Below are 20,814 nucleotides of genomic sequence, written 5' to 3' on the forward strand. Positions count from 1 at the left end.
TTTGTACGTTCTAGATGCAAATGTATTTATTGGTGCATATAGGGGATATTATGCTTTTGATATTGTACCAAGTTTTTGGAATACCTTAGTTAGTTTAGCTGATAATTCTAAGATTTGTAGCATAGATAAAATACAACAAGAAATTATTACCCCAAATGATGCTGATCCAGATGAATTACAAGAATGGACTTCAGAGAACTTTAGAGACTATTTCGAAAGAACTGATGCATTAGATGTTCTACAAAATTATGCACAAATACAACAATGGGCTATTAATGATCCTCAATACACCCAAGCTGCGAAAGATGAATTTGCGCGCAATGCGGATGCATGGCTTATAGCTTACGCAAAGGCGAAAGGATATACATTAGTGACTCATGAGGTCTATAATCCCGAGTCGAAAAAACGAATTTTAATCCCTGTAGTATGTAGAAATTTCCAAGTAAAATGTATAAATACTTTTGAAATGCTAAAAGATTTACAAGTGCAATTTTAATTTTTGGACAAACAAAAAACCATCCTTTCTTCCAGCCGTCCAAAGCAAAAGAAAAAGGATGGTTTTCATAAAAGATCATCATCGATGGTCACCATCTAACAATAACAGTCATCTGTAGATAAACATATGTTAGCAGTATGCAGCTATATTATAACATGTACGAGTGTTTTGGTTATTTTGTTACTACTTTAATAATCACTACGCTTTTTTTGCATTGAAAACAATTAATCCGATAATTAATAGAATTATTAAACCCGATCCACTCCCAAAAGGCTGAAATAGACTAGCAATATATGCGGTTGTTGGTTTAATAATAAGATTGCTTACTAACCAACATGTACTAACAATTCCAAAGCCATAAGCTAATAGTTGTGCAATCGCGTTATCCTCTTCCTTATATCGCATCCAGAAGTAAATTGTAGCAATTATCATACCGCCCACAGCAATTATTTTTATTGTCCCTGGTATATAGGGATGAAACATTTGCGGTTCCCAACCAAATAGAAATTCAGTAATTCCTTGTATCCAATCTGGAACTGGATTCTTGTCCATATAATCAGCTAATTCCAACAACACATAGGGAATTGCTACTACAGCACATACACCAAATAAAACAAGAAACATTAACAGCCATCCACCCAAATATTCTTCACCTCCTCATAAACTTATATGATAGTAAATACTCTTCACAAACAAAAAATTCCTTTTTTCTACAAAAAAGGAATTTTAAATTTATTATCATGATTGTTTGTTATTAAATCGAATTTCTCTTCCCTCTTTTAAAATCGAACGCTTATTATTTGAGATTGGTTTTGCTTCTGGAAGCATTTCTCCTGTAGATAGATTAATCCAATTAGAACTACTATTAATCCGCCATTCTTTATTTTCCTATATCCATTCAATACGAAAAAACAATGAATTCAAATACTTTTTTAGCAAATGATGGATATGATGAATATGCATATTTACATACAGAAATAGGAATTTTGGTTGTTATACTAGCCATATAGATACTCATTAAAATTAAACTAATAGTTTTTCTATTATTCATCCTAAAAAAATTACACTAAATTAAGTAATTGGTTGTCAATTATCAAATTGCCTTAATTTTCATGGACTTCGAAACCGGAGGTGTTATTTAAATTTTAATGTATGCCTATATTTTTTTGCGAATTATTTTTCTCAATATTATAAAAATTATTTATATACTATAATAAAGAGACCTGGTTATTAAGATTGTTCAAAAAGGAGCGTTTAAATGAAATTAGTACAAACGAATTCTAAAAACCAACTTTTCAACCAATTAGACATTTGGTATTCATTAATCCGCAAACAACATGTAAAAGAAGCTACCGAATACTATCATTCCATTGATAGTTCCATTTTTAAAGAGGACAAAACATTATATACTCTATATCTATTATTTCATTTTAGATATACAATTTTATTAGAAGAATATGAACATGATTTAGAGCTACAAACATCTGATTTCTCTAATGACCATAAACTCAGTTATTATTATAATTTTTTTAAATTTATACATAGAATGAACACTGGGGATTATCAACAAGCGCAATGCTATTTTGATACTGCAAAAAAAATGCTACCATTTATAGAAGATGAATGTGAAGTGGCAGAATTCAACTATCGCTCTTCTCTTTATTATTACTACTTAGATGATCCAATTTTATCAATCTATCACGTCAATAATTGTATTAGTTATTTTTCTCAATCGACAGACTACACAATAAAGGTAGCTGCATGCGAAAACACGTTAGGAATGTCCTATACAACATTAGAAAAGTGGCAATTAGCTGAAAAGTTTTTACTTTCATCTATTGATACATTCCAAATATGCAATGAGCAACAGTTGGTTTTAAAAGTAAAATACAATTTGGGATTACTCTATTCTGAGCAAAACCGTCCCGACTCGGCAATAGAGTACTTCTTAAATTCTTTTGAAAATGAAAAAGACTACAAAACAATGTATTTATTAGCCCGTGAATACTATAAAACAAATAGTAATTCACAAGCATTAAAGTATTTACAGAAAGGTATGCAATATGCTAATGAAGAATATAAACATCATTACAATATTTTAATTGCTTTCATTGAGAATATACCTGTAGAAAAATTGGAAATCATTATAACCAAAGCTATAGAATATCTAGAACAACATAAATTATGGAGAGAAATTCAATTATATAGTGAAGAGCTAGCAATCCGTTATCTCAATGAAAATAATCCAGAAAAGTCTAACGAATTCTTTTATAAAAGTTATGCAATCAAAAAAATGTTTACCTAACTGGGGGAATTAAAATGAAAAAAGCGAAAATTATCATTCTTACAATAATGAGTATTGGAGTATTTTCATTAGGATTATCTAACCTCAATTTCAAAGAAATTGGAATTGAGCAAAAATCAAATACCGTTCTTGTCCAATACAGTCACGGTAAAGGAATTTAAGACAATCAAAAAAACGGTATTTTCCATACCGTTTTTTTTTGACTTAAAATCGAATTTCTCTCCCCTCTTTTAAAATCGTGCGCTTATTATTTGAAATTGGTTTTGCTTCTGGAAGCATTTCTCCTGTAGATAAATTAATCCAGTTTGAACTACTGTTAATTCGCCACTCTTTATTCTCTTGTATCCATTCAATCCAAAATTCAATATCTACTGTTTGCCCGTATACATCAGCAGGATTATTGTATTTCACATAAGTTGTTATCGTTTGATTGGGCTGATCAATTTGACTATATTTATCTAATACTTGAAATGTTTGAATCCCACCTTCTTGCGTTGCATCCCTCCAATCTGCAAGATAAGGGTATTTTGGTACTAGCTCTTCTTGAACTCGTTTGGATAAAAAGCTCTGTTGTACCCCTTTTACAACCTCATCAGTAATTTTGATATCTTTCTTAAATAAATACTTATCTAAGTATTCCTTTGTACGTTGCTCCACTAATTGCACATCTTGAGATGAAAGTTTCTTCTTAGTCCCTTCCTTTTTTTGCTCTTGCTGTATATCTTGTTTTGCAACTTTCTGTGCATCAGGAGAATCACCGCTTTTTGTAACGATGACTCCCACCATAATGCCCACTACAACGAGTAACACACCTATGACACTATACAACATTTTCACATTTTTCATGCTATCCATCCTCTCCTTTTATCGTTCAAATCCCCTACTTTTCATTTTCTGTTTTCTCATTTCTTGTTGATGTTCATATTCTCGTTGTTTTGCTTCCTGACGCATTTTTTGTCGTGTGCGTTCTAATATATTAGACACTTCAAGCAAACCATCTAAACGATGTTCTTTATCACGCAAATCACCTAATTCTTGCTTCAGTTCTCGTAATTGTTCTTGTCTATCTTCCCAATTTTCTTTTGATACCTGATGTTTTTCTTGCAATATTTCTTTTGCCTTTTCAATCTTTTCTTGTGCAACATTATACTGTTCGATTAATTCTTGATCTCTCATCACAACACGCTTAAATACATTTCCTTTTGTTTCTAAATTTCTCTTTGTTTCTTCAGCTTTTTCCAATACTGTTTCTGCATGTTGGACTTTTTCAAGCCTTCTTACTACTGAAGATACCTTTGAAATATTTTGTTGTATATTTAACTTTTTCTTAATAACGGTATCTTGTATTTCTTGCAAACGAATTTGTCGTTTCATAAAGTCATATACTGTACCGCATTCTTCATTCCATTCTTTCATATGAACAAATACCTTACGCTCTTCCATACTTAATAAGTGGCTATGAATATAGATATCTTTCAACTCTGTATATGTTTCTCCTACATAGCGAATTGCTTGTTCTTCTAATACCTTTTTTGCCTGTTGGAAAAGTGGTAACTGTACATTCACTATCCGCTCTTTTCTCAGTGCCTCTTTTTCCAATTTTTCAACATTCCATTTCATTTGTTGAAGACTATAAGACATACGATTTACATCGATGCCTTTTTCACTTAACCAATTTTTCAATTCCTCTAATTGATATTGATCTGAACGTGTTTTTCTCCACTTCGAAGATAACTCATTATAAGTTCCAGCTCGTTCAATCGCCAGTTCATATGCCATTTTTTGCGTTCTTGCCTGATTTAAAAATTGTCTAATCGGTGTTTCGGCTAATTGCTCTTGCAACTGATCGATTGCCACAGAAATATTGTGATACGTTGTTTCTTTTCTTAGCACTTTTTTCGCTTCTTGCAACACGTTTTCTTCTTGCTGTTGTATCGCTATTTTTGTGACATATGCCATACTTTCTTCTTCTGTTAGTTCTCTTCCTATATCATGCTTCCAGCTAAACCACTTACTCATTACAGAACTACTCTCTGTAGCCCCTAAAGATTGAATATAAGTTTGAGTTTGTGGGTATTTTTCAATTTCTTGTTTACAACGTTCTAACAAAATCACACGTGCTTTCGCTAATACTTTTGCTTGCTCAATAATCTGTTCAACACGTTCTGAACGATTTTGTTTTTGTTCAGACATTTTCCACTTATGCAATTGCTTTCTACGCATATCAATGGAATCAATCGTTAGGTCTTTTCTTGTAATGATTTGAGCTTGAGCCAAGATTTCATTTTCTTTGACTCGTTGAACAATCATACCCATTGAAAGCGTTGGTTGTTGCTTCATTTCTTCCACAATTTGAAGTGAAATTTTCGAATGTTTATCTTCACTCCATTCACGGAGATACACACCATATCCTTGGCGAGTTAGATACGACATCGCTTGCACTTCATACCAACTAATTGCTTGATTTGTATCTTCTCTTTGCTCTTGAAGAGAATTCATTTGTGACACATATCGTTCTTCTAAAATGCGTCCATCATTCTTCTGTTTTGTTAAACTCTTTTCCCATCTATCTAACAACATTTGATGTGATTGTAGACGATCATACGTGACAGATTGTTTGATATGTTTTTCTACTTTTTCCATTACCATATCACGTTCTACCGCTTCTACAAGTGAAACCATATCATCTGTTTGAATTTCTTTCATTTTTTCAAACATTCGAACGGAAACTTCTCCTTGTAATTCCACTGGTTGTTCTTGTATATAAACGTGTAATCTTTTCTCTTCTAACTGTCTATATGCTGATTTTTCAATTTGTTCTTTTAGCCATGTATAAGACTGTACTTTATCTTTTGATTTAGGATCTTGTAAACGTTCATTTTGTTTATTTAGGAGAATAATCTTTTTATCAAGTGCATGATATCCTTTTACCGATATTTCTATGTTCTTAATAGAATCAGTTTCATTTTGTTGACGTTCTTTGAGTAAAGATTGACGCTTTTCTTGTAATGAAATTAAACGTTGATTATATGCTTGAACACGACGATTATACTCACCTGTTTTTGTACGAATTCCTTGTTTCTCTAGTTGATGCTCTTTATAACCTACATGTTTTGTGGGTAACAATTCAATTCCTTGTTCTTCATACGAACGATGATCAATTCTCTCTTCCACATTTGCTTTTTCTAAAGATTGATTGGCATACTTCGCCCATGACTCTCTCCATGCAATTAAATTCTCTTTCTTATCCCAATCTCTATTTTTCTTTTTTACAAATCCATCCTGAGAAATCTCACGAGTTGTCAGTAAAATATGTGCATGTGGATTATTTTTATCATCACGATGAATGGCAACATCTGCAATCATTCCTTGTTGAACAAATGTATCATGTACAAACGACAATACGAGTTCTCTTTGTTCTTCTTCTGATAATTCCTTCGGAATCGCTACAACCACTTCTCTTGCTAAACGACTGTTACCTCTTTTTTCAAAACGCTCAACTTCATTCCATAAATCTTGACGATTAAAAACCCATGATGGTGCTTGAGAAGGTGCAAGGATATGGGTTTCTGGTTGAACACTTCGAGAGTAATATTTTGTTTCTTTCGTACGTTCACAATATAAAGACTCACCACTACGATATGCAGCACTCGCTACAACGTTTTGACCTTTTTTTCTTGAAACTGTTTTTACTTTCAAATGATAAATCGCCATATCCTTATTCACCTCCTCAAATTCGATATATCCACTACATATGCCCCGCAGGGAACATCCGAAGTCTTTCGGATGTTAAAACGTACAAACTGAAAGTTTGTGTAAGTGCGCACTGTAACGAGATTACAGTGAATATTTTACCATCTTTTCTTCTTTCTTTCTATAATTTTCTGAATTATTTTTATTGATTTTATTATCCACACAAATTATAATTGATATACATAGTTTTCTAACTATTTGAATTCAGGTGATAGAAGATGAATCATGAAACAGAACTAAAGAAAATCGAAAAAGAACTAGAGTACTTAAAAATTACAAAGAGAGAATTACAATTCCAAGATAGACAGCATGATAGAAAAAAACGAACGAAACGACTAATAGAAACTGGTGCATTATGCGAAAAATATTTCGATATGTATCACATGACCGTTGAAGATCGAGAAGAAGTTTTTAAAATTTTTTCTAACTACATTAAAGCAAATACACCTAGTCGTTTTCGAAAAAAAGAAAATCCTAGTATATAAACAAAATATCTTATATGGTGGTGAATGATATGAGTAATAAAACCGAGGAGAAATTAAAAGCACTTTTAGAAAAAGAAGAACAACTCAAGAAAGCAAAACAAGAATTAAAAAGAAAAATGAAAATTGAGGAAAAGAAAAAAAGAGAAAAGTTGTGTAAGGATACTGGTGAACTAACAGAAAAATATTTCAATATTGAGCATCTATCTATCGAGGATCGAGAAGCATTATTTGAATCTATTTCTGTACGTGTGAATGAAAAAATTGAAAACACATTTCCAAATGAACAAAAAACAAATGAGCATTTATCTTTAGATGAAAACAACCAAACTATAAATCATTCTTCTCCAGTTGCATTATAATCGTTTCACTCATCTTATTTTCGAAAGACGCTATATTCATGAAAACTACAACTTATGTTTTATTGAATCTGTTTGAGAGTAACTACTCTTGATAACTTATCATAATTCATAATCGGCTATTGATTCATATAAGTAAAAATCCCTGTACCTAGAAATAAAATTCTAGATACAGGGATTTTTTATTAAGAATTGCTTGAAACTAAAATATATTATTTTTTTGCGATTTTTCCTGTTTCTTTTGTTCAGTATTCCATTTATATGTGATGGCTTGGATTGCTTTTAAATCCAATTTTTCCGCAGGAATAATATCCATAATCGAACCCTTAAACAAACAATGTGTCTTTTCCTCAGATTGCACATAAATTGTATATTCATCTCGACCATCTACGATGCCTTTCACCACTTTTCCACCTTGTAAAACAAACGTACAAGGCATTTCTTTATGATCTAAGTATTGCAGTAAAAAATCTAATTTATAGTACATAACCATTCTCCTTTTCAAAAAAAGTTTTTCGCATTTTTCTTTACTTCTTCATATGTTTCTAGATTATTGTTTTCTGTTGAATGTTCTTCTTTTATCATCTTTTGAGCTTCTTGTTCTATTGTTTGAATTTGCTGGTTCGAAGCTTCTGTACTCATTTCTTTTAATACTGTTTTTTCATCTATTCTTTCCTGATCTGTATCAACAAAGCTACTTGATGAACGAGTATTAACTCTCTTCGCAACGGCATTAATAAATGATTCATCTTGTAGTAATAAAACTTGTTGCAGTTTTGTTTGATTATCGAAACTTCCTAAATCACCTGTTCCAATTAAACGAATGATAAAGCTAACCAATGTATTCAATGAGTGTGAGATATTATCTTGGTTACTATGCCACTCTTTAAAACTTGGATCATCTGTCATCTTTTTAAATTTCCAATTATATTGTTCTTGTTTCATTTCAACTCACCTTTTTACATATATGACGTATTTTTCTACTTTGATATTTGTTTTTTTAATCAATGATTTTTCTCAAAACATTCATACCTTTTGGATTTAATTCTATTGCATATTTTTCTGGAACATATAATAACATCATACCCGTTCTTTTACACAACCTTAATAATTCATCATATAATTCTTCTTTCAACGAAATACTACCACCTCCGTACACAGCTAATACCTCAGCCTGACCGCCTGTAGCATTCGTGAATTTATCTTCTATATCTTCTTGAATTAATTCCGCTTGTTCGAATCTTGTATTGTATATAAATTCGGATGCATCCTCATAGTATTTATCATTTTTATTTAAAAGAATTTCAGTAAATTGCTGTCTCTTAAAATTAGTTGTTCTTTCTTTATTTAACAAGGCACACGCTTCTTCAATTGCATGACCAATTCCTCTTCTTTCACCAGAACAACTGTCTAAGACTGGACTTAAACCATCGGTAAAAATATACTCACTTGTTCCTTCACCAATATCCGTATGTAGAATTTTTTTATCTTTAAAAAAGTCTCCTGTAATCTCTTTATTATCTAAACGATCTTTGTATAGTTCCTGAAACTCTTTGAACATTTCATCTGGAGCTTCTGTAATCGCATATAACGCTGCTAATGCTTCCTTTGTAACTCGTACTTTAGAGCATTCAACTTGTACTGTGATAGGTCTGTCACCGACATAGATGATTACCACATGTTTATTCTCTGTAAATCTGTTTACAAGGAATTGAGCTGTCTTAGGGGTATGTTGACTTGCAGGAATAGCAGTTATTAAATCTATATCTATATTCAATACATCAGGAATCGCTTTTGTCTCTTTATATACTTTTTGAATCATTTTTGCTCCAATAACACTTAATGTATTAATAATTGGAAGATCTTCTTCATGTTTATTGGCAATCTTAATATTCATCGCTTTCATTTTTTCAGAGTTTTGCATGGCACGTTTCCCGATTAAAAAACTTCCATTCCTTTTAATTGCACTACTAGATACATGAACATATAAATTTTCCAATAAATTTAGTACATTCTTATTTTCATCAGATTCATAGGCATCCATTCCCCCATGAACACGTTGAAAGACATTCGGTACAGTTACGTATTCATCATTAATAAAAATTTTTAAATTACTATTTCCGAGATCAGCTTCCACATTCACTTTAATTTTTTCTACCACACTAAGATTTTCATTCGTCATTTCAGTTCCTCCTACCATTTTTATTCTAAATAACAACTATAAAAAATAAAATTTATTTCTTTTTTCTTATATCCTTATTATACTTCAATTTTATTCCGTTTTCAATACAAATAGAATAAAATTTATTCTATTTGTATTTTATTTTTATGTAAAACAGAAATAAATTTTATCCGAGGTTCTATTTTTATTTTTGTTTTCCATGAAATGAGTATAAATTTTATTCCGTATTTGCACGTTTCATTCCGTGCAAGTTTTTTGAATGTAGGGAGTGTGTAGATGCAAAATTTCATGAAGGTTGTTTCTATTGCATGACCGTTTTTTGTCTCCATATAAATTGTAGTCATTCCCCGTATTAATCGAACAAAAAATAAGGAACCCTCCATCATACTTGGAGAATTCCTTATTTTTAAAACCTATTATTCTCACTATCAAACAATAGTAGCGTACACATGGTATCTGTCCATGATACCGGACTGAGCATTCTTTGCGAGGGAGGATAAGGAATGGACAGATTCGTCTATCCCAAACGCTAGAACCTATTGCAAATAGGTTGAAAGATCTTCCCAACCTGTTTGCCTGGCAAGCGCCGAGCGAGTCCCTTCCAAGACTGGAAGGGATTGGGGTTAGTTGATTTACTTCCAGAATTGCCACCATCGTTTCTTTTTTTTCTTCTGTTGTTTTGTTTCTAATACTTCTCGCAATGTTTGCAGCAACAATTCATCTCGTTTTTTTATACTTTCATCGACATATTTTCGTAATGCTTCCATTTCTTCCTTGATCTTTGCTATCTCATTTGCTGTGTCAATTGGTGAAGAGGCGTTCTCAGGTTGCTTAACTTGTTTACATTGTTTGTTTTGTTTGTCCACGTTGTCCATTGTGTCCTCACTATTGTTTGAAATGTTTACAACGTTGTTGTGGACGTTTAAAACGTTTAAAACACATTCGGAAATCGTCCCAAAACCTTGTGCATGTAACTTCATCATCTGTTTAAATAGCTCTACATCACAGGTTGAATATAATATTCGGCCATTCTTCTTGCTAAAACTGTGTCCAAGGCGTCTGAATTGTACTGTATACGTCCGCAAAGTACTTGGGGGTATGTTTAGTTTGTGTGCAACGTCCGAACTGTTTAATGGACGTTGTAATGAAATTACTTGACTCATACAATCAACTCCTAATTAAAGTTTTAGAGATTAAGTCAGTTGCTGTAGCAATTCTGAGGGATTTATGAAAACCCTTGTGCTTCGCTAAAACTAGTCGAATTTCCCTAAAAGTTTTAATTCTATTTACGAGGTTTGTCAAAGTTCCCTATAAAATTTTAAATGTATGAAGAAAGATAGTTTTTATTAATTTTCCATTTGTTTATGTATAGATTCATCTATTAAGTAATAATTTCAATTACTATATAAAATTTTCAATAATAATATAAAAGATACAAATACTATATAGATAAAAAGAAAACTTTGGAAACTCTTGTGGCTCTAGGGCTAGATAAATTGTCTGAAAAATTGAATCGGAATACCAACTTATCCATAACTACAACTACGAACTATTCAGATTTACACAAGCTTTATAACAATATACTAAGGTTTACACAATTTAATTAATAAATTACTAACAATTCCACAAGTATTTAGACGTAATTTAGTATTTGGAAGTATTAAAAAACAGTAGGGGAAGAAAAATCAAACCTACTGTTTTTTGAATTATAGGGTAATAGAAAGATTATCTACTTTATTTCAACATAACAAATAGCCCTGTCCTTAGTAATTTTTTTGAACAAGGCTCATAATCTATTCATTTTTAAAATTTAAGTAAGTCGGAATGCATCAGGTACATCAATATCATGAGAAATGAGTTCCAGTACAAGTGCATGACGTGTATCATCGTCTAAATATCGTTCCGCCCATGGAATAAACGATTCACGCAGTTTCGCTCGTATCATGCCACCGATTGATTTTATCTTTTCTCCAAGTGCTAAGAAACTTTCACATTGATCCATTGCATAACTCATGGTATAAGTCATAAAATCATCACGAAGTTGTTTGTTTTTAATATATGTAGCGATTCGTGATACTTCTCCTTTATAAGATACAACAATGTCTTTACGATCTTTATTGGTTAATGCTATGCCAATGGATTCAAGACGGGCTGTTGCTTCTTTACGCATTTTAGCTTCAGTTTGTCTGATTTCAGCTCGGTCATTTTCAATCACACATGCAGGATTCATATGAACCGTAAATTGAGTAATAACAATTTGCTGAATCTTCTCACGTATACGAGCTATCCGTCCATTACGTGGGTTACGAACCTTTTTTGTAGTAGCATCAAATTTAAAAATTGGCGAGATGATTTTTAGGTAGTTACGCACCTTTTTCGCATTGCGTCCTAAACGTTCCTTTAAGCCGTCCATGTTACGAACACAAGAATAATCTTCAACGGAATTTTTGCTATTTTTAAATTGATGAGTAAAGTGGGTACATAATCCTAAAAATTCAATGATACCTTTGCTGTCACGATGGGAAACTAACTCTTTTAAAATAGAAGTCTCTAACAATAAGTTAGGGATTCGAAAATATGAAAGTTTTCCATCATTATCTTTTGTTTCTTTAGCTGTACGATTTAATCTTGCATAATTACAAATCTCATACACTGGAATCTTCCCATTAATAAAAATTTCCCTAACAAGTCCAGAATGAAGCAAAGCTTGGAAACCTGTATGAATAGTTGAATACGGAATATCAGATTCGTTCGCGATATTAGATAGTTTAAAATCACGAGGAAGTCGCCCTAAATCATTTACTTTATAATGGAGTAAAATGTAAGTGGCTAATGCGCTTGAAGGCAATGCATATTCTCCAAGCTCGTTATTTTTGATTAAATATATACGAAGCTCATCAAAAAATTTTGGCCCATGCATGAGGAATTTTGATTTTTTATTTTTTTTACTGAATTTCATGTTTGTCTTGAAAGTTTTTGTTTCCAATTCAATATCGCTAGTTAGTTCACTAGCGGTTAGGGTTTCAAAACTAGTTACCATAGAAAAAACCTCCTATTTTTCCCACCGCAAATAATCAGGAAAAACAGAGGTTTTATATTCACATTGTATATGTGTTATGGTATAATTTTAATATCAAGAATGATATTAAAGAAAAACACATATACTTATAGTATGAATTAAAACCCTATCTTTTGGAGTTTTTAATTGGTATCGAGTTTGCCGACCTGAACCAATTGAAAACTGTGCGGTGGGGTTTTTTCTTTGATTATAATGATACATAAATTATGTTAAATTTTCAACTTATATTTAGTGAGCAGGGATTGTTTAAGCGATACTTCTACCTATTAGTTTAATGTTTTTTTTGATAATTTACAAATATGAATTAAATTTAGGCTTATGAAATTAAGTGTAATAGAAACTATAAAAATAGAGGGAAAGGCTATATGCCTTTCCCTCTATTTTTATAGTTTAGAAAGTGAACATATTGTATTAATTCTTGTTCAATTTGTTTTTTGAGATCTGGATTTTTGGAAAGTTCTTTATATAATGTTTGAGCTAATAATGCAATTTCTCTCTTTTCTTTACTTTCCTCATCATTGAATTCTACAGAATTACCTATTAAATAGTCAGTAGAAACATCAAAAAATTGTGCAATTCTAATTAAGGTTTTGTAATCAGGTTCTGTGCCAACATTTTCCCAATTAGATACATTGGTTTGTTTCACACCTAGAACTTCTCCAAGTTGCCTCATGCTTAGTTTTTTACTTTTACGTAATTCTTTAAGGCGTTGACCAAACATAGTGTCCGCTCCCTTTCGTTAAAAAATAGTTAAAAAATTAATTAAAATTAAGTTGACATTACGCTTTAAGCCGAATACAATATAAACAAGGGGGTGATGATGTGACAAATATACGTGAAATACGTGAATCTAAAGGTATTAGTGTTAAGGGTGTTGCGATTGCTTGTGATATTCCACTTACTACATTATATGATGTAGAAACGGGAAGGAAGAGTGTGCTTGCAAAGAGAGCACAAAGAATCGCAGAGTATTTGGATGAACCATTAGATAAGTTGTTCACTCCAACGTATTATCGAGCGAAAGTTATTTAATGCTAATTAGTTTGATAAGTATACTTTTATATATAGAATATACATACAGTGTACATTTTATATAAAAAAGAAGTAATTTCAAAGACTTTAATTTGGAAATTGAACGTTTGTTCAAGAATTATATTTTTTGTTCTTATATGACTGAATATTTATATTTTTCAGTTTTTGCACATTGACAATCTCATATTCATAAAGGAGCTACTACTATATGATGAAAAAATTCGTGTATTTGAAACCGATTGCTGTCGTGATGAGCTTATGTATGTTTGTTCTCAGCTTCTTGATTCCATTTCAGTCTGCTAGTGCAGAGGTCATCCACCATGAGAAATATGACATGAAATGGGCCTACAGTCCTCAGTATGGAAAAGATGTGCGGACAGAACTCCTAAAGAATGCCAGTGGACAAATTGCGTATTGTCTGGTGTATGGGAAAAAGTCGCCAGATGGTCATGATCTTCCTGAAATCGGACGCACAGACGATGTTGTGTATCGGGTATTACTCAATGGCTATCCACAAAAAACACCCGAACAATTAGGGGTTTCCACTTGGCAACAGGCACATTATGCAACGCAGGTCTCAATATGGATAGCGCTTGGTCAACTATCAGCAGATGATTTACAGTTCAAGGATGCTGAAGTAGAACGTGCAACGAAAGCCATTACTTATGCAGCGGATCACACAGGAGACACACAAGATGTGTATATGAATGTGAAACCAACTGATAAGCAAGAAGCTCAGTTAAACGGTGAGTATTTTGAAACAACAACGTATACAGTAGAAACAAATGCTAAGAAAGGCGAGTTTAAGGTTCAAACGAATCAAGTGCCAGCTGGTACACGAATTGTCACTGAACAGGGAGAAGCAAAAGAAACATTCCAGTTAGGTGAAAAATTCCGTGTGCAAGTACCAAAACTCTCCAAAAGTTCAGAATTGTCGTTAAAAGTAATGGCGAACCTGACGAATCAGCATGCAGTTGTCTATCAGGGAACGGATACGGTTCAAGATGCGACGGTTCTGTTAGAACGCAATCAAGAGAAAGTAAGTCAAGACCTTCAAGTCTTTTGGAAATCTGTTGGTGGTCTAAAAATCCTAAAAGTGGATGAAAACAAAACACCGCTTGCAGGTGCAATGTTCGAAGTATGGGATCAAAACCAACAGAGTGTGGGAACGATTACAACAAATGAAAAAGGAATCGCTTCTTTACAGAATATAGAGATTGGAACGTATACCGTGAAAGAAGTGAAAAGCCCATCTGGTTATGTACTGAATGACCAACCACAAAAAATTGAAGTGAAAACAGGTGAGGTCGCAACAATCACTGTAGCAAATACGAAAGTAAAAGGAAATATCGAGATTAAAAAGTTAAGTGACAGTGGAAAAGTTCTTCCGAAAGTAGAGTTCACGGTATATACAGCAGATGGAAAAGAAGTTACAAAGACTGTAACAAATGAGCAAGGAATTGCAAAAGTAGAGAATCTTCCATTCAACAAATACTTCTTTAAAGAAACTAAGGGTGTAGACGGTTACCTTGTAAATGATACGAAGTATCCATTTACGATTCAAGAAAACGGAAAGACACTTACTTTCACAGTGGAAAATAAAGAAGTAAAAGGAAATGTTCAGCTTTTAAAAGTAGATGCAGAGAATCCAGAGAAGAAACTAGCAGGTGTCAAGTTCCTTCTGCAAAACAGTGAAGGAAAGACAGTCAGTGAACATACAACAGATGATAACGGACTTATCAAAGTAGAGAATCTTCCGTTTGGATCATACACATTTGTAGAAAAGCAAACGTTAGAAAACTATGTTTTAGCAAAAGAGCCAATCCCTTTCCAAATCACAGAGCAAGGAAAGACAATCGAATTAGTTGCAAAGAATCAGCCAATCAAAGGTGAGTTAGAAATTACGAAGGTTGATATTGCAAATGGGAATACAAAGTTACCAAATGCGGAGTTTACGATTTTTAATGAAAAAGGTGAAGTCGTAGTAAAAGGAAAGACGAATGAGCAAGGGATTGCAACATTCAAACTTGGGCATGGAAAGTACACATATAAAGAAACGATTGCTCCAGATGGATATGTATTGAATGAAGAAATATTCCCATTCGAGATAAAAGAAAATGGTCAGATTATTCGTCACACAGTCAAGAATGCAAAGAAACCAACTCCAGAAGTACCGAAGCCAGAGCAACCCAAAAAACCTGATGTACCACAACCGAAGCCAGAACAGCCAAAGGTAGTGGAGCAACCTGTGAAAGTACAGCCAGTTAAAGCAGTAGAACAGCCAAAGAAAGTAGAAGGAACCCTTCCGACAACAGGCGGTAAAGAAGAGAATCCATATTGGATGTGGATTGGCGGAATAGTGATGTTGTTAGGTGGATTTGTAGCAATTCGTGCGTATCGCTCACATAGAAAGGCGAATGAGTAAGAGCTAAGTTTTGTGGAAGGAGGAATCATGATGAAGTATAGATTAGGCTATGATTATGTATTTATACCAAACGAACCATTCTCCTACAAAGGAGATGTCATGAGCTCAATGAGTGTCTATGTCCTATTTAAAGTATTTGATGAAAAAGGGCAGGAACGATTGTTTGAGTCAGAAGGATTAGAGGATCAACGTCTTTCCTTAAAAAATGGAGAATCGTGTTATCTAACGAATTTAGTGAAATGTTCGTTTGATAAGGAAAGCATCGTATCATTTGAACGGAATCATTCCTTGTTAGAAAACAGTGGTTATACCATACAATGGGAAATTGATGCATATTCCAAAGATGTAGGGGTAGGATTCGCTGAAGCACAGGAAATTTCGCCAGAAGAATTTATGGACATTATGACGCAGTATCTAGATTTGTTTGATAATACGGATAATTACCCAGCACAAAGCACGTCTTATTTTACAGAGAAGGTATTAGTTCCAAATGAGTAAATGAGTGATTCTCAACGACAAAGGGTCGGTGGGAGATGTAAAAGTATGAAGGGTGTCAGTTGAGATGATTAATTAAAAGCGAAAGTAGGGAGAAAAATGAGTGACGCAAGCATTTGTAATAAAAATCAGAATCAATTTGTAAGTGGTACGATTGGAAAAACAAAGAATTATAAACTGTATATTGATGAATACATGCAGGCAACTGCAATTGCGAGAACGTTTGTAAAGCCAGCAGAGCGGGGTGGTTTTTGGGTAGAATCAGCGATTGATCTATTAGCAGGATGTATGATGTATTTTCAGAAAAAGTCTGGAGAACTGTTGTATGTAGATGCGGAACAAACACTAGAATTGCTACAGAAAGCCAGAGAAAAAGAAAGCTACTTTTCAGAATTAATGGTGGCTATTGGTGAAAAACATCCATCGTATCACATTTTTAAGAGCGTAGATTCTTCACAAGGTATGACTAGAAAGGGAATTATAGACACGTTATTATCGATCCTTCGAAAACACTGTATATATCAGCAATATTCAAGGGAGTTAGGAATGGGAGAACGGGTATGAGTAAGTCTTTGATGAAACATACCTTTATAATTGGAAAATCCGGAGAAGGAATGAGTCGAAGCTATGTTTTGGAAGGAGAAAATATAAAATTGGTAAGTGCAAAGGAATATCCGTCTCAAGAAGAGCTTCAAAAAGATTCTTATGAGGTGGAAGAAGAGGCATTCAATTTTTTTAGAGGATGCGAGAATGCATGTTTACTAGCAATTCCAACATGGATAGCTATATTACTAATATGGTTTCTGTAAATAAAAAGGGAAAAGGATAGGTGAAACAGATGCTAATTGGTGCTACGGAAGTAAAATTTGAACAAGGTAACAATTCAAATGTGTATGTAGTTGGTCCTACTGGAACAGGTAAAACTCGTTTTTATACAAACCCAAACGTTGGTCAGGAAGAAAGGAATATTATTGTCATAGAGAGCATGAAGAAAGAAATGTACCATGTAACGCATCAAACGAAGTCAAAGCAGGGATATCAAGTGCTACAGTTAGATTTACTCCATCCTTATTTCGATGAAACATTTCATGAGATAATAGCTAGTCCTCAGCAACAAAAGTTCATTTTATACATCCATGTCAATGGGCTAGAAAATACGTATCAAGAGCGAGGAGAACAAATTCAAAAATTATTCAACGTATTACAAAAACAAACGCTAAAAAGAGATGTACATCTGTATTTAGATGAATATGAAATGTATCCCATTCCAGGTCTATTGCATGTTTTAAATGTGATGAAATCGAAAAGAGTAAGTGTTTCAATCATTGTTCAATCTCATTCACATCTACAACAAATTTATGGAAAAGAAGTTGCAAATCAGATTCTAGAAAATTGTGATCAGACTCTTTTCTTTGGAACAAATAGTATGCAAGATGCGGAATATTTTAGTCGTATCAGTGGATACGATCAAATGGAAGTATTCCTACTGCGAGAAGAAATAATTCTACTACATGCATATAGTCCACCAAAGAAAATACCGATAAAAGATGTAGAAATCAATATCTAGATGACTAGAAAACTAGACAAATGGAGGAACAAAAATGAGTAAAAAGCAAGCATTTTTAAAAAAAGTTACTATTGTGAGTGGAACAGTGCTTGCACTGTCTTCCCTCACAGGTTGTTTTGGTAAAGAAGAAGCTTCTTCTAAAGAAAAAAGTAAAAAGAAAACGGAAGAGGTAAAAAAGGAGAAGAAAACGGAAAAAGAAACACCGAAGAAAGAGGATGTTGCGCAAAAGGATACGAGTCTAGAAGATATCAATCATGTAGGTGCAACATCTGTTACGAAAAAAGAAAACGTACCAATTGTAGCAACAGCAAAAAAATATTTGACGGAAGACGAAACGAAACAATTAACACAAATTCTTCAAACGAATCAAAAATCGAAAGTGGAGCAAGAGAAGTTACCAACACCTGCAATCGAACCACCAAAAGTAGAACCATCACCGCCAGTTATATTGACACCATTAGGAAATACATCAAATTTGAAAGAATCCATTTCACTTGAAAAACCTACTCCACCAAACAATCTAGAGAAGCCGAAGGTGACGGTAGAACTGCCAACAGAATCCGATAAGCCTAAGCCACCAGTCATTATTCCACCAAAAGATGATGGAGGAGGGGATAAACCGAAACCTCCCGTTATCGTACCACCTGTAGAGCCACCGACAGAGCCAGAAAAGCCGAAACCAATCATAGATAGCGAAGCACCAAAAATGACAGCAAAAGAGAATCTAACAATACAAAAAGGACAGAATTTGAATCCACATGATTTAGTTAGCGTAACTGATAACATGGATAACGATCCGTTATTGTCGATTAATGGGAATTACGACACAAATCAAGTAGGAGAGATACAGATAGAGGTTGTTGCCATTGATAAAGCAGGAAATCGCTCTAGTATTACGGTAACAGTACCAGTCATTGATCCCAACGCAGATAAGGATACCGAAGCTCCTGTGATAAAAGCGAAAGAGAACATTACAGTGACAGTCGGTCAAATTCTTTCCGCACAAGATTTAGTCACTGTGAGTGATAACAAGGATGCGAATCCAATTGTTTCTGTCGGCAAGTACGATACAAGCAAAGCAAGAGATATACAGGTGGAAGTCATTGCTGTAGATAGCTCTGGAAATCAGGCAAGTGTCATGGTTGCGGTGAAGGTAATAGATCCAAATGAGAATAAAGATACGGAAGCACCAGTTATCGCTGTAAAAGAAAATGTCACAGTAAAAGTTGGTCAAATTCTTTCCGCACAAGATTTAGTGACTGTTAGTGACAATAAGGATGCAAATCCAATCGTCTCAATTGGAAAGTATGACACAAACAAGGCTGGTGAAATCCAAGTTGAAGTTATTGCTGTAGATAGCTCTGGAAATCAAGCAAGTGTAACTGTACCAGTTAAAGTAATTGATCCAGAGGAGAACAAGGATACGGAAGCACCTGTAATTACACCAAAAGAAAACGCGACAGTAAAAGTGGGAGGGAAATTGTCAGCCCAAGATTTGGTCACAGTAAAAGATAATAAAGATGCAAATCCTGTTTTAACGGTGGGAGCGTATGATACGAACAAAGTAGGCGATATTCAGGTAGAAGTAATGGCAGCTGATAAAGCAGGAAACCGTTCTGTTACAAAAGTGTCAGTAAAAGTGATTGAAGATCAAAAGCCCAAGCCACCCGTAGAACCACCAATAGAACCAGAAAAATCAAAATCAGATGTGCATAAGACAGGAGAAGAAAAAAAGGATGCTCCTACTTTTCCAGAAAAATTAAATGTAAAAACCGAACCACAAATTGAAAAAGGGGGAAATCTATAGTGGGCATGGGCAGATATCAATATTACCAAATGATGCATTGGAATCAACAACGTGGTAATCAGCCAATGATTGTAATTGATCCGAAGTCTAATGTGCGAGAGCAATTTGCGAAATTGAAAAAGAAGAAAGGGAGTGGATTGAATGAAACAAAGAATCAAAGAATTTTTACAAAATAAAATGGTTTGGCAGTATGCAACACTTGTGATGGTATGTACCATCTTGTTAACTCCGAATCTTATATTTGCAGCTGGTGAAGAAGAGCAGATTAAGACAAAGATTAAAAGTATTGTAGATGCTGTTTCCACGATTATTTTATTCGTTGCCCCTTCTGTAGGAGCATGTATGTTTGGATGGAAAGGAATCAAAATGAAACTTGCCAATAACCCATCTGAAAAAGCAGAGTGTAAAGGTGACATGATGTCCATCCTTATGGTAACGGGAGCGATTTTTATGGGGACTTTAATTGTGAACTTTGTAATAGGAAAGGTGAAGTAGAGCGAGATGAGTAAAAAACAAGTGCATATTCCTAAGAATATAGATGCAAAATTTGAGTTGATTCCCAACACAGGCATAGGGTGGAAGGAGATAGGTTACTATCTTCTCTTCACTCCTAGTGTAGGGGGTGTGTTGTATCTGTTACCCATTCACATTTTTGCGCAACTCGGACTTGGATTGTTTTTATTCGTTATGTTTACGGGATTACTTGTCATGCCAGCTATTCGAGGGTGTAACGTCAAAGCAGGTGCATATGTACTAGATTTATATCGTTTTTATAAGCGGAAGAGAAAGAAACAAAATGTCGTGTTATATAGAAAATATTAGGTAGGTGGGA

Annotated in this window: 24 protein-coding genes; 15 read left to right on the forward strand and 9 right to left on the reverse strand. The window is 33.7% G+C overall.

Features of this window, described 5'->3' with window-relative positions:
* Nucleotide 1 precedes the first annotated feature (1 nt).
* Nucleotides 2-496 carry a DUF4411 family protein gene (locus tag LOK41_RS21145; RefSeq protein WP_241818146.1) on the forward strand — a complete coding sequence of 165 codons (495 nt, stop codon included), beginning with the start codon at nt 2-4 and terminating at the stop codon, nt 494-496.
* Nucleotides 497-694: 198 nt separating this feature from the next.
* Here the strand turns inward: LOK41_RS21145 and LOK41_RS21150 are convergent, their stop codons facing one another.
* Complete coding sequence (locus tag LOK41_RS21150; RefSeq protein WP_241818147.1) at nt 695-1,138, reverse strand: hypothetical protein; 444 nt, start codon at nt 1,136-1,138, stop codon at nt 695-697.
* Nucleotides 1,139-1,754: 616 nt separating this feature from the next.
* Between LOK41_RS21150 and LOK41_RS21155 the strand changes: the two genes are divergently transcribed.
* Both LOK41_RS21155 and LOK41_RS21160 read left to right on the forward strand, forming a co-directional pair.
* Nucleotides 1,755-2,801, forward strand: coding sequence for a response regulator aspartate phosphatase (locus LOK41_RS21155; protein ID WP_241818148.1), 1,047 nt, complete (start codon nt 1,755-1,757; stop codon nt 2,799-2,801).
* Nucleotides 2,802-2,815: 14 nt separating this feature from the next.
* The gene (locus LOK41_RS21160; protein WP_241818149.1) at nt 2,816-2,962 is read left to right on the forward strand and encodes a hypothetical protein; all 147 of its coding nucleotides are present in this window, start codon (nt 2,816-2,818) and stop codon (nt 2,960-2,962) included.
* A 43-nt stretch (nt 2,963-3,005) separates the two neighbouring features.
* Here LOK41_RS21160 and LOK41_RS21165 read toward each other — a convergent pair whose 3' ends face one another.
* On the reverse strand, nt 3,006-3,647 hold the full coding sequence (locus LOK41_RS21165) for a hypothetical protein (RefSeq protein ID WP_241818150.1): 642 nt from the start codon (nt 3,645-3,647) through the stop codon (nt 3,006-3,008).
* 18 nt (nt 3,648-3,665) lie between these two features.
* Nucleotides 3,666-6,515, reverse strand: coding sequence for a MobQ family relaxase (gene mobQ, locus LOK41_RS21170; RefSeq protein ID WP_241818151.1), 2,850 nt, complete (start codon nt 6,513-6,515; stop codon nt 3,666-3,668).
* A 257-nt stretch (nt 6,516-6,772) separates the two neighbouring features.
* Between mobQ and LOK41_RS21175 the strand changes: the two genes are divergently transcribed.
* Both LOK41_RS21175 and LOK41_RS21180 read left to right on the forward strand, forming a co-directional pair.
* Nucleotides 6,773-7,039 (forward strand): hypothetical protein, encoded by a 267-nt coding sequence (locus LOK41_RS21175; protein ID WP_241818152.1) that lies wholly within the window; start codon nt 6,773-6,775, stop codon nt 7,037-7,039.
* Nucleotides 7,040-7,068: 29 nt separating this feature from the next.
* A complete protein-coding gene (locus LOK41_RS21180) occupies nt 7,069-7,398 on the forward strand; it encodes a restriction endonuclease (protein WP_241818153.1) in 330 nt (109 codons plus the stop codon).
* A 199-nt stretch (nt 7,399-7,597) separates the two neighbouring features.
* Here the strand turns inward: LOK41_RS21180 and LOK41_RS21185 are convergent, their stop codons facing one another.
* The 6 genes from LOK41_RS21185 to LOK41_RS21210 all read right to left on the reverse strand — a co-directional run bounded on the left by LOK41_RS21185 (nt 7,598) and on the right by LOK41_RS21210 (nt 13,377).
* On the reverse strand, nt 7,598-7,882 hold the full coding sequence (locus LOK41_RS21185; RefSeq protein WP_086409960.1) for an RNA chaperone Hfq: 285 nt from the start codon (nt 7,880-7,882) through the stop codon (nt 7,598-7,600).
* Nucleotides 7,883-7,896: 14 nt separating this feature from the next.
* Nucleotides 7,897-8,340: a hypothetical protein gene (locus LOK41_RS21190; RefSeq protein ID WP_043935283.1), complete on the reverse strand. Its 444-nt coding sequence runs from the start codon at nt 8,338-8,340 to the stop codon at nt 7,897-7,899.
* A gap of 55 nt (nt 8,341-8,395) precedes the next feature.
* Entirely contained in the window at nt 8,396-9,577 is a 1,182-nt protein-coding gene (locus LOK41_RS21195; protein WP_086409959.1) for a ParM/StbA family protein, read from the reverse strand.
* A gap of 632 nt (nt 9,578-10,209) precedes the next feature.
* On the reverse strand, nt 10,210-10,740 hold the full coding sequence (locus tag LOK41_RS21200) for a MerR family transcriptional regulator (RefSeq protein WP_241818154.1): 531 nt from the start codon (nt 10,738-10,740) through the stop codon (nt 10,210-10,212).
* Nucleotides 10,741-11,387: 647 nt separating this feature from the next.
* The gene (locus LOK41_RS21205; RefSeq protein ID WP_241818155.1) at nt 11,388-12,617 is read right to left on the reverse strand and encodes a hypothetical protein; all 1,230 of its coding nucleotides are present in this window, start codon (nt 12,615-12,617) and stop codon (nt 11,388-11,390) included.
* 400 nt (nt 12,618-13,017) lie between these two features.
* Nucleotides 13,018-13,377, reverse strand: a complete 360-nt coding sequence (locus tag LOK41_RS21210; RefSeq protein WP_241818156.1) for a helix-turn-helix domain-containing protein — start codon at nt 13,375-13,377, stop codon at nt 13,018-13,020.
* Nucleotides 13,378-13,478: 101 nt separating this feature from the next.
* On the opposite strand from LOK41_RS21210, the gene LOK41_RS21215 reads away from it, so the two are divergent.
* From LOK41_RS21215 to LOK41_RS21260, 10 genes are all read left to right on the forward strand, one after another.
* Nucleotides 13,479-13,688, forward strand: coding sequence for a helix-turn-helix domain-containing protein (locus LOK41_RS21215; protein ID WP_241818157.1), 210 nt, complete (start codon nt 13,479-13,481; stop codon nt 13,686-13,688).
* Nucleotides 13,689-13,896: 208 nt separating this feature from the next.
* The gene (locus LOK41_RS21220) at nt 13,897-16,113 is read left to right on the forward strand and encodes a thioester domain-containing protein (protein ID WP_241818158.1); all 2,217 of its coding nucleotides are present in this window, start codon (nt 13,897-13,899) and stop codon (nt 16,111-16,113) included.
* A gap of 30 nt (nt 16,114-16,143) precedes the next feature.
* Nucleotides 16,144-16,611, forward strand: coding sequence for a hypothetical protein (locus LOK41_RS21225; RefSeq protein WP_241818159.1), 468 nt, complete (start codon nt 16,144-16,146; stop codon nt 16,609-16,611).
* A 96-nt stretch (nt 16,612-16,707) separates the two neighbouring features.
* Nucleotides 16,708-17,172: a hypothetical protein gene (locus LOK41_RS21230; RefSeq protein WP_241818160.1), complete on the forward strand. Its 465-nt coding sequence runs from the start codon at nt 16,708-16,710 to the stop codon at nt 17,170-17,172.
* Nucleotides 17,169-17,417, forward strand: a complete 249-nt coding sequence (locus LOK41_RS21235) for a hypothetical protein (protein WP_241818161.1) — start codon at nt 17,169-17,171, stop codon at nt 17,415-17,417. The genes LOK41_RS21230 and LOK41_RS21235 overlap by 4 nt, the downstream gene beginning before the upstream one ends.
* A 29-nt stretch (nt 17,418-17,446) precedes the next feature.
* Entirely contained in the window at nt 17,447-18,175 is a 729-nt protein-coding gene (locus LOK41_RS21240) for a type IV secretory system conjugative DNA transfer family protein (protein WP_241818184.1), read from the forward strand.
* Nucleotides 18,176-18,209: 34 nt separating this feature from the next.
* Nucleotides 18,210-19,982, forward strand: coding sequence for a hypothetical protein (locus tag LOK41_RS21245; protein WP_241818162.1), 1,773 nt, complete (start codon nt 18,210-18,212; stop codon nt 19,980-19,982).
* Nucleotides 19,982-20,158: a hypothetical protein gene (locus LOK41_RS21250; RefSeq protein ID WP_241818163.1), complete on the forward strand. Its 177-nt coding sequence runs from the start codon at nt 19,982-19,984 to the stop codon at nt 20,156-20,158. The genes LOK41_RS21245 and LOK41_RS21250 overlap by 1 nt, the downstream gene beginning before the upstream one ends.
* Complete coding sequence (locus LOK41_RS21255; protein ID WP_241818164.1) at nt 20,124-20,477, forward strand: hypothetical protein; 354 nt, start codon at nt 20,124-20,126, stop codon at nt 20,475-20,477. Before LOK41_RS21250 ends, LOK41_RS21255 begins: the two co-directional genes overlap by 35 nt.
* Nucleotides 20,478-20,483: 6 nt before the next feature.
* Nucleotides 20,484-20,804 carry a hypothetical protein gene (locus tag LOK41_RS21260; protein ID WP_241818165.1) on the forward strand — a complete coding sequence of 107 codons (321 nt, stop codon included), beginning with the start codon at nt 20,484-20,486 and terminating at the stop codon, nt 20,802-20,804.
* The last annotated feature ends 10 nt before the right edge of the window (nt 20,805-20,814 follow it).

It is taken from the genome of Bacillus sp. TL12 (genome assembly GCF_022625245.1).
Classification (GTDB): Bacteria; Bacillota; Bacilli; order Bacillales; family Bacillaceae_G; genus Bacillus_A.

Coding starts and splice junctions, on each gene's coding strand:
- mobQ (WP_241818151.1), bottom strand. CDS start 6,515: ATGGCGATTTATCATTTGAAAGTAAAAACAGTTTCAAGAAAAAAAGGT.
- LOK41_RS21210 (WP_241818156.1), bottom strand. CDS start 13,377: ATGTTTGGTCAACGCCTTAAAGAATTACGTAAAAGTAAAAAACTAAGC.
- LOK41_RS21185 (WP_086409960.1), bottom strand. CDS start 7,882: ATGTACTATAAATTAGATTTTTTACTGCAATACTTAGATCATAAAGAA.
- LOK41_RS21200 (WP_241818154.1), bottom strand. CDS start 10,740: ATGAGTCAAGTAATTTCATTACAACGTCCATTAAACAGTTCGGACGTT.
- LOK41_RS21180 (WP_241818153.1), top strand. CDS start 7,069: ATGAGTAATAAAACCGAGGAGAAATTAAAAGCACTTTTAGAAAAAGAA.
- LOK41_RS21195 (WP_086409959.1), bottom strand. CDS start 9,577: ATGACGAATGAAAATCTTAGTGTGGTAGAAAAAATTAAAGTGAATGTG.
- LOK41_RS21260 (WP_241818165.1), top strand. CDS start 20,484: ATGAGTAAAAAACAAGTGCATATTCCTAAGAATATAGATGCAAAATTT.
- LOK41_RS21235 (WP_241818161.1), top strand. CDS start 17,169: ATGAGTAAGTCTTTGATGAAACATACCTTTATAATTGGAAAATCCGGA.
- LOK41_RS21220 (WP_241818158.1), top strand. CDS start 13,897: ATGATGAAAAAATTCGTGTATTTGAAACCGATTGCTGTCGTGATGAGC.
- LOK41_RS21155 (WP_241818148.1), top strand. CDS start 1,755: ATGAAATTAGTACAAACGAATTCTAAAAACCAACTTTTCAACCAATTA.
- LOK41_RS21165 (WP_241818150.1), bottom strand. CDS start 3,647: ATGAAAAATGTGAAAATGTTGTATAGTGTCATAGGTGTGTTACTCGTT.
- LOK41_RS21190 (WP_043935283.1), bottom strand. CDS start 8,340: ATGAAACAAGAACAATATAATTGGAAATTTAAAAAGATGACAGATGAT.
- LOK41_RS21160 (WP_241818149.1), top strand. CDS start 2,816: ATGAAAAAAGCGAAAATTATCATTCTTACAATAATGAGTATTGGAGTA.
- LOK41_RS21225 (WP_241818159.1), top strand. CDS start 16,144: ATGAAGTATAGATTAGGCTATGATTATGTATTTATACCAAACGAACCA.
- LOK41_RS21230 (WP_241818160.1), top strand. CDS start 16,708: ATGAGTGACGCAAGCATTTGTAATAAAAATCAGAATCAATTTGTAAGT.
- LOK41_RS21205 (WP_241818155.1), bottom strand. CDS start 12,617: ATGGTAACTAGTTTTGAAACCCTAACCGCTAGTGAACTAACTAGCGAT.
- LOK41_RS21255 (WP_241818164.1), top strand. CDS start 20,124: ATGAAACAAAGAATCAAAGAATTTTTACAAAATAAAATGGTTTGGCAG.
- LOK41_RS21240 (WP_241818184.1), top strand. CDS start 17,447: ATGCTAATTGGTGCTACGGAAGTAAAATTTGAACAAGGTAACAATTCA.
- LOK41_RS21175 (WP_241818152.1), top strand. CDS start 6,773: ATGAATCATGAAACAGAACTAAAGAAAATCGAAAAAGAACTAGAGTAC.
- LOK41_RS21245 (WP_241818162.1), top strand. CDS start 18,210: ATGAGTAAAAAGCAAGCATTTTTAAAAAAAGTTACTATTGTGAGTGGA.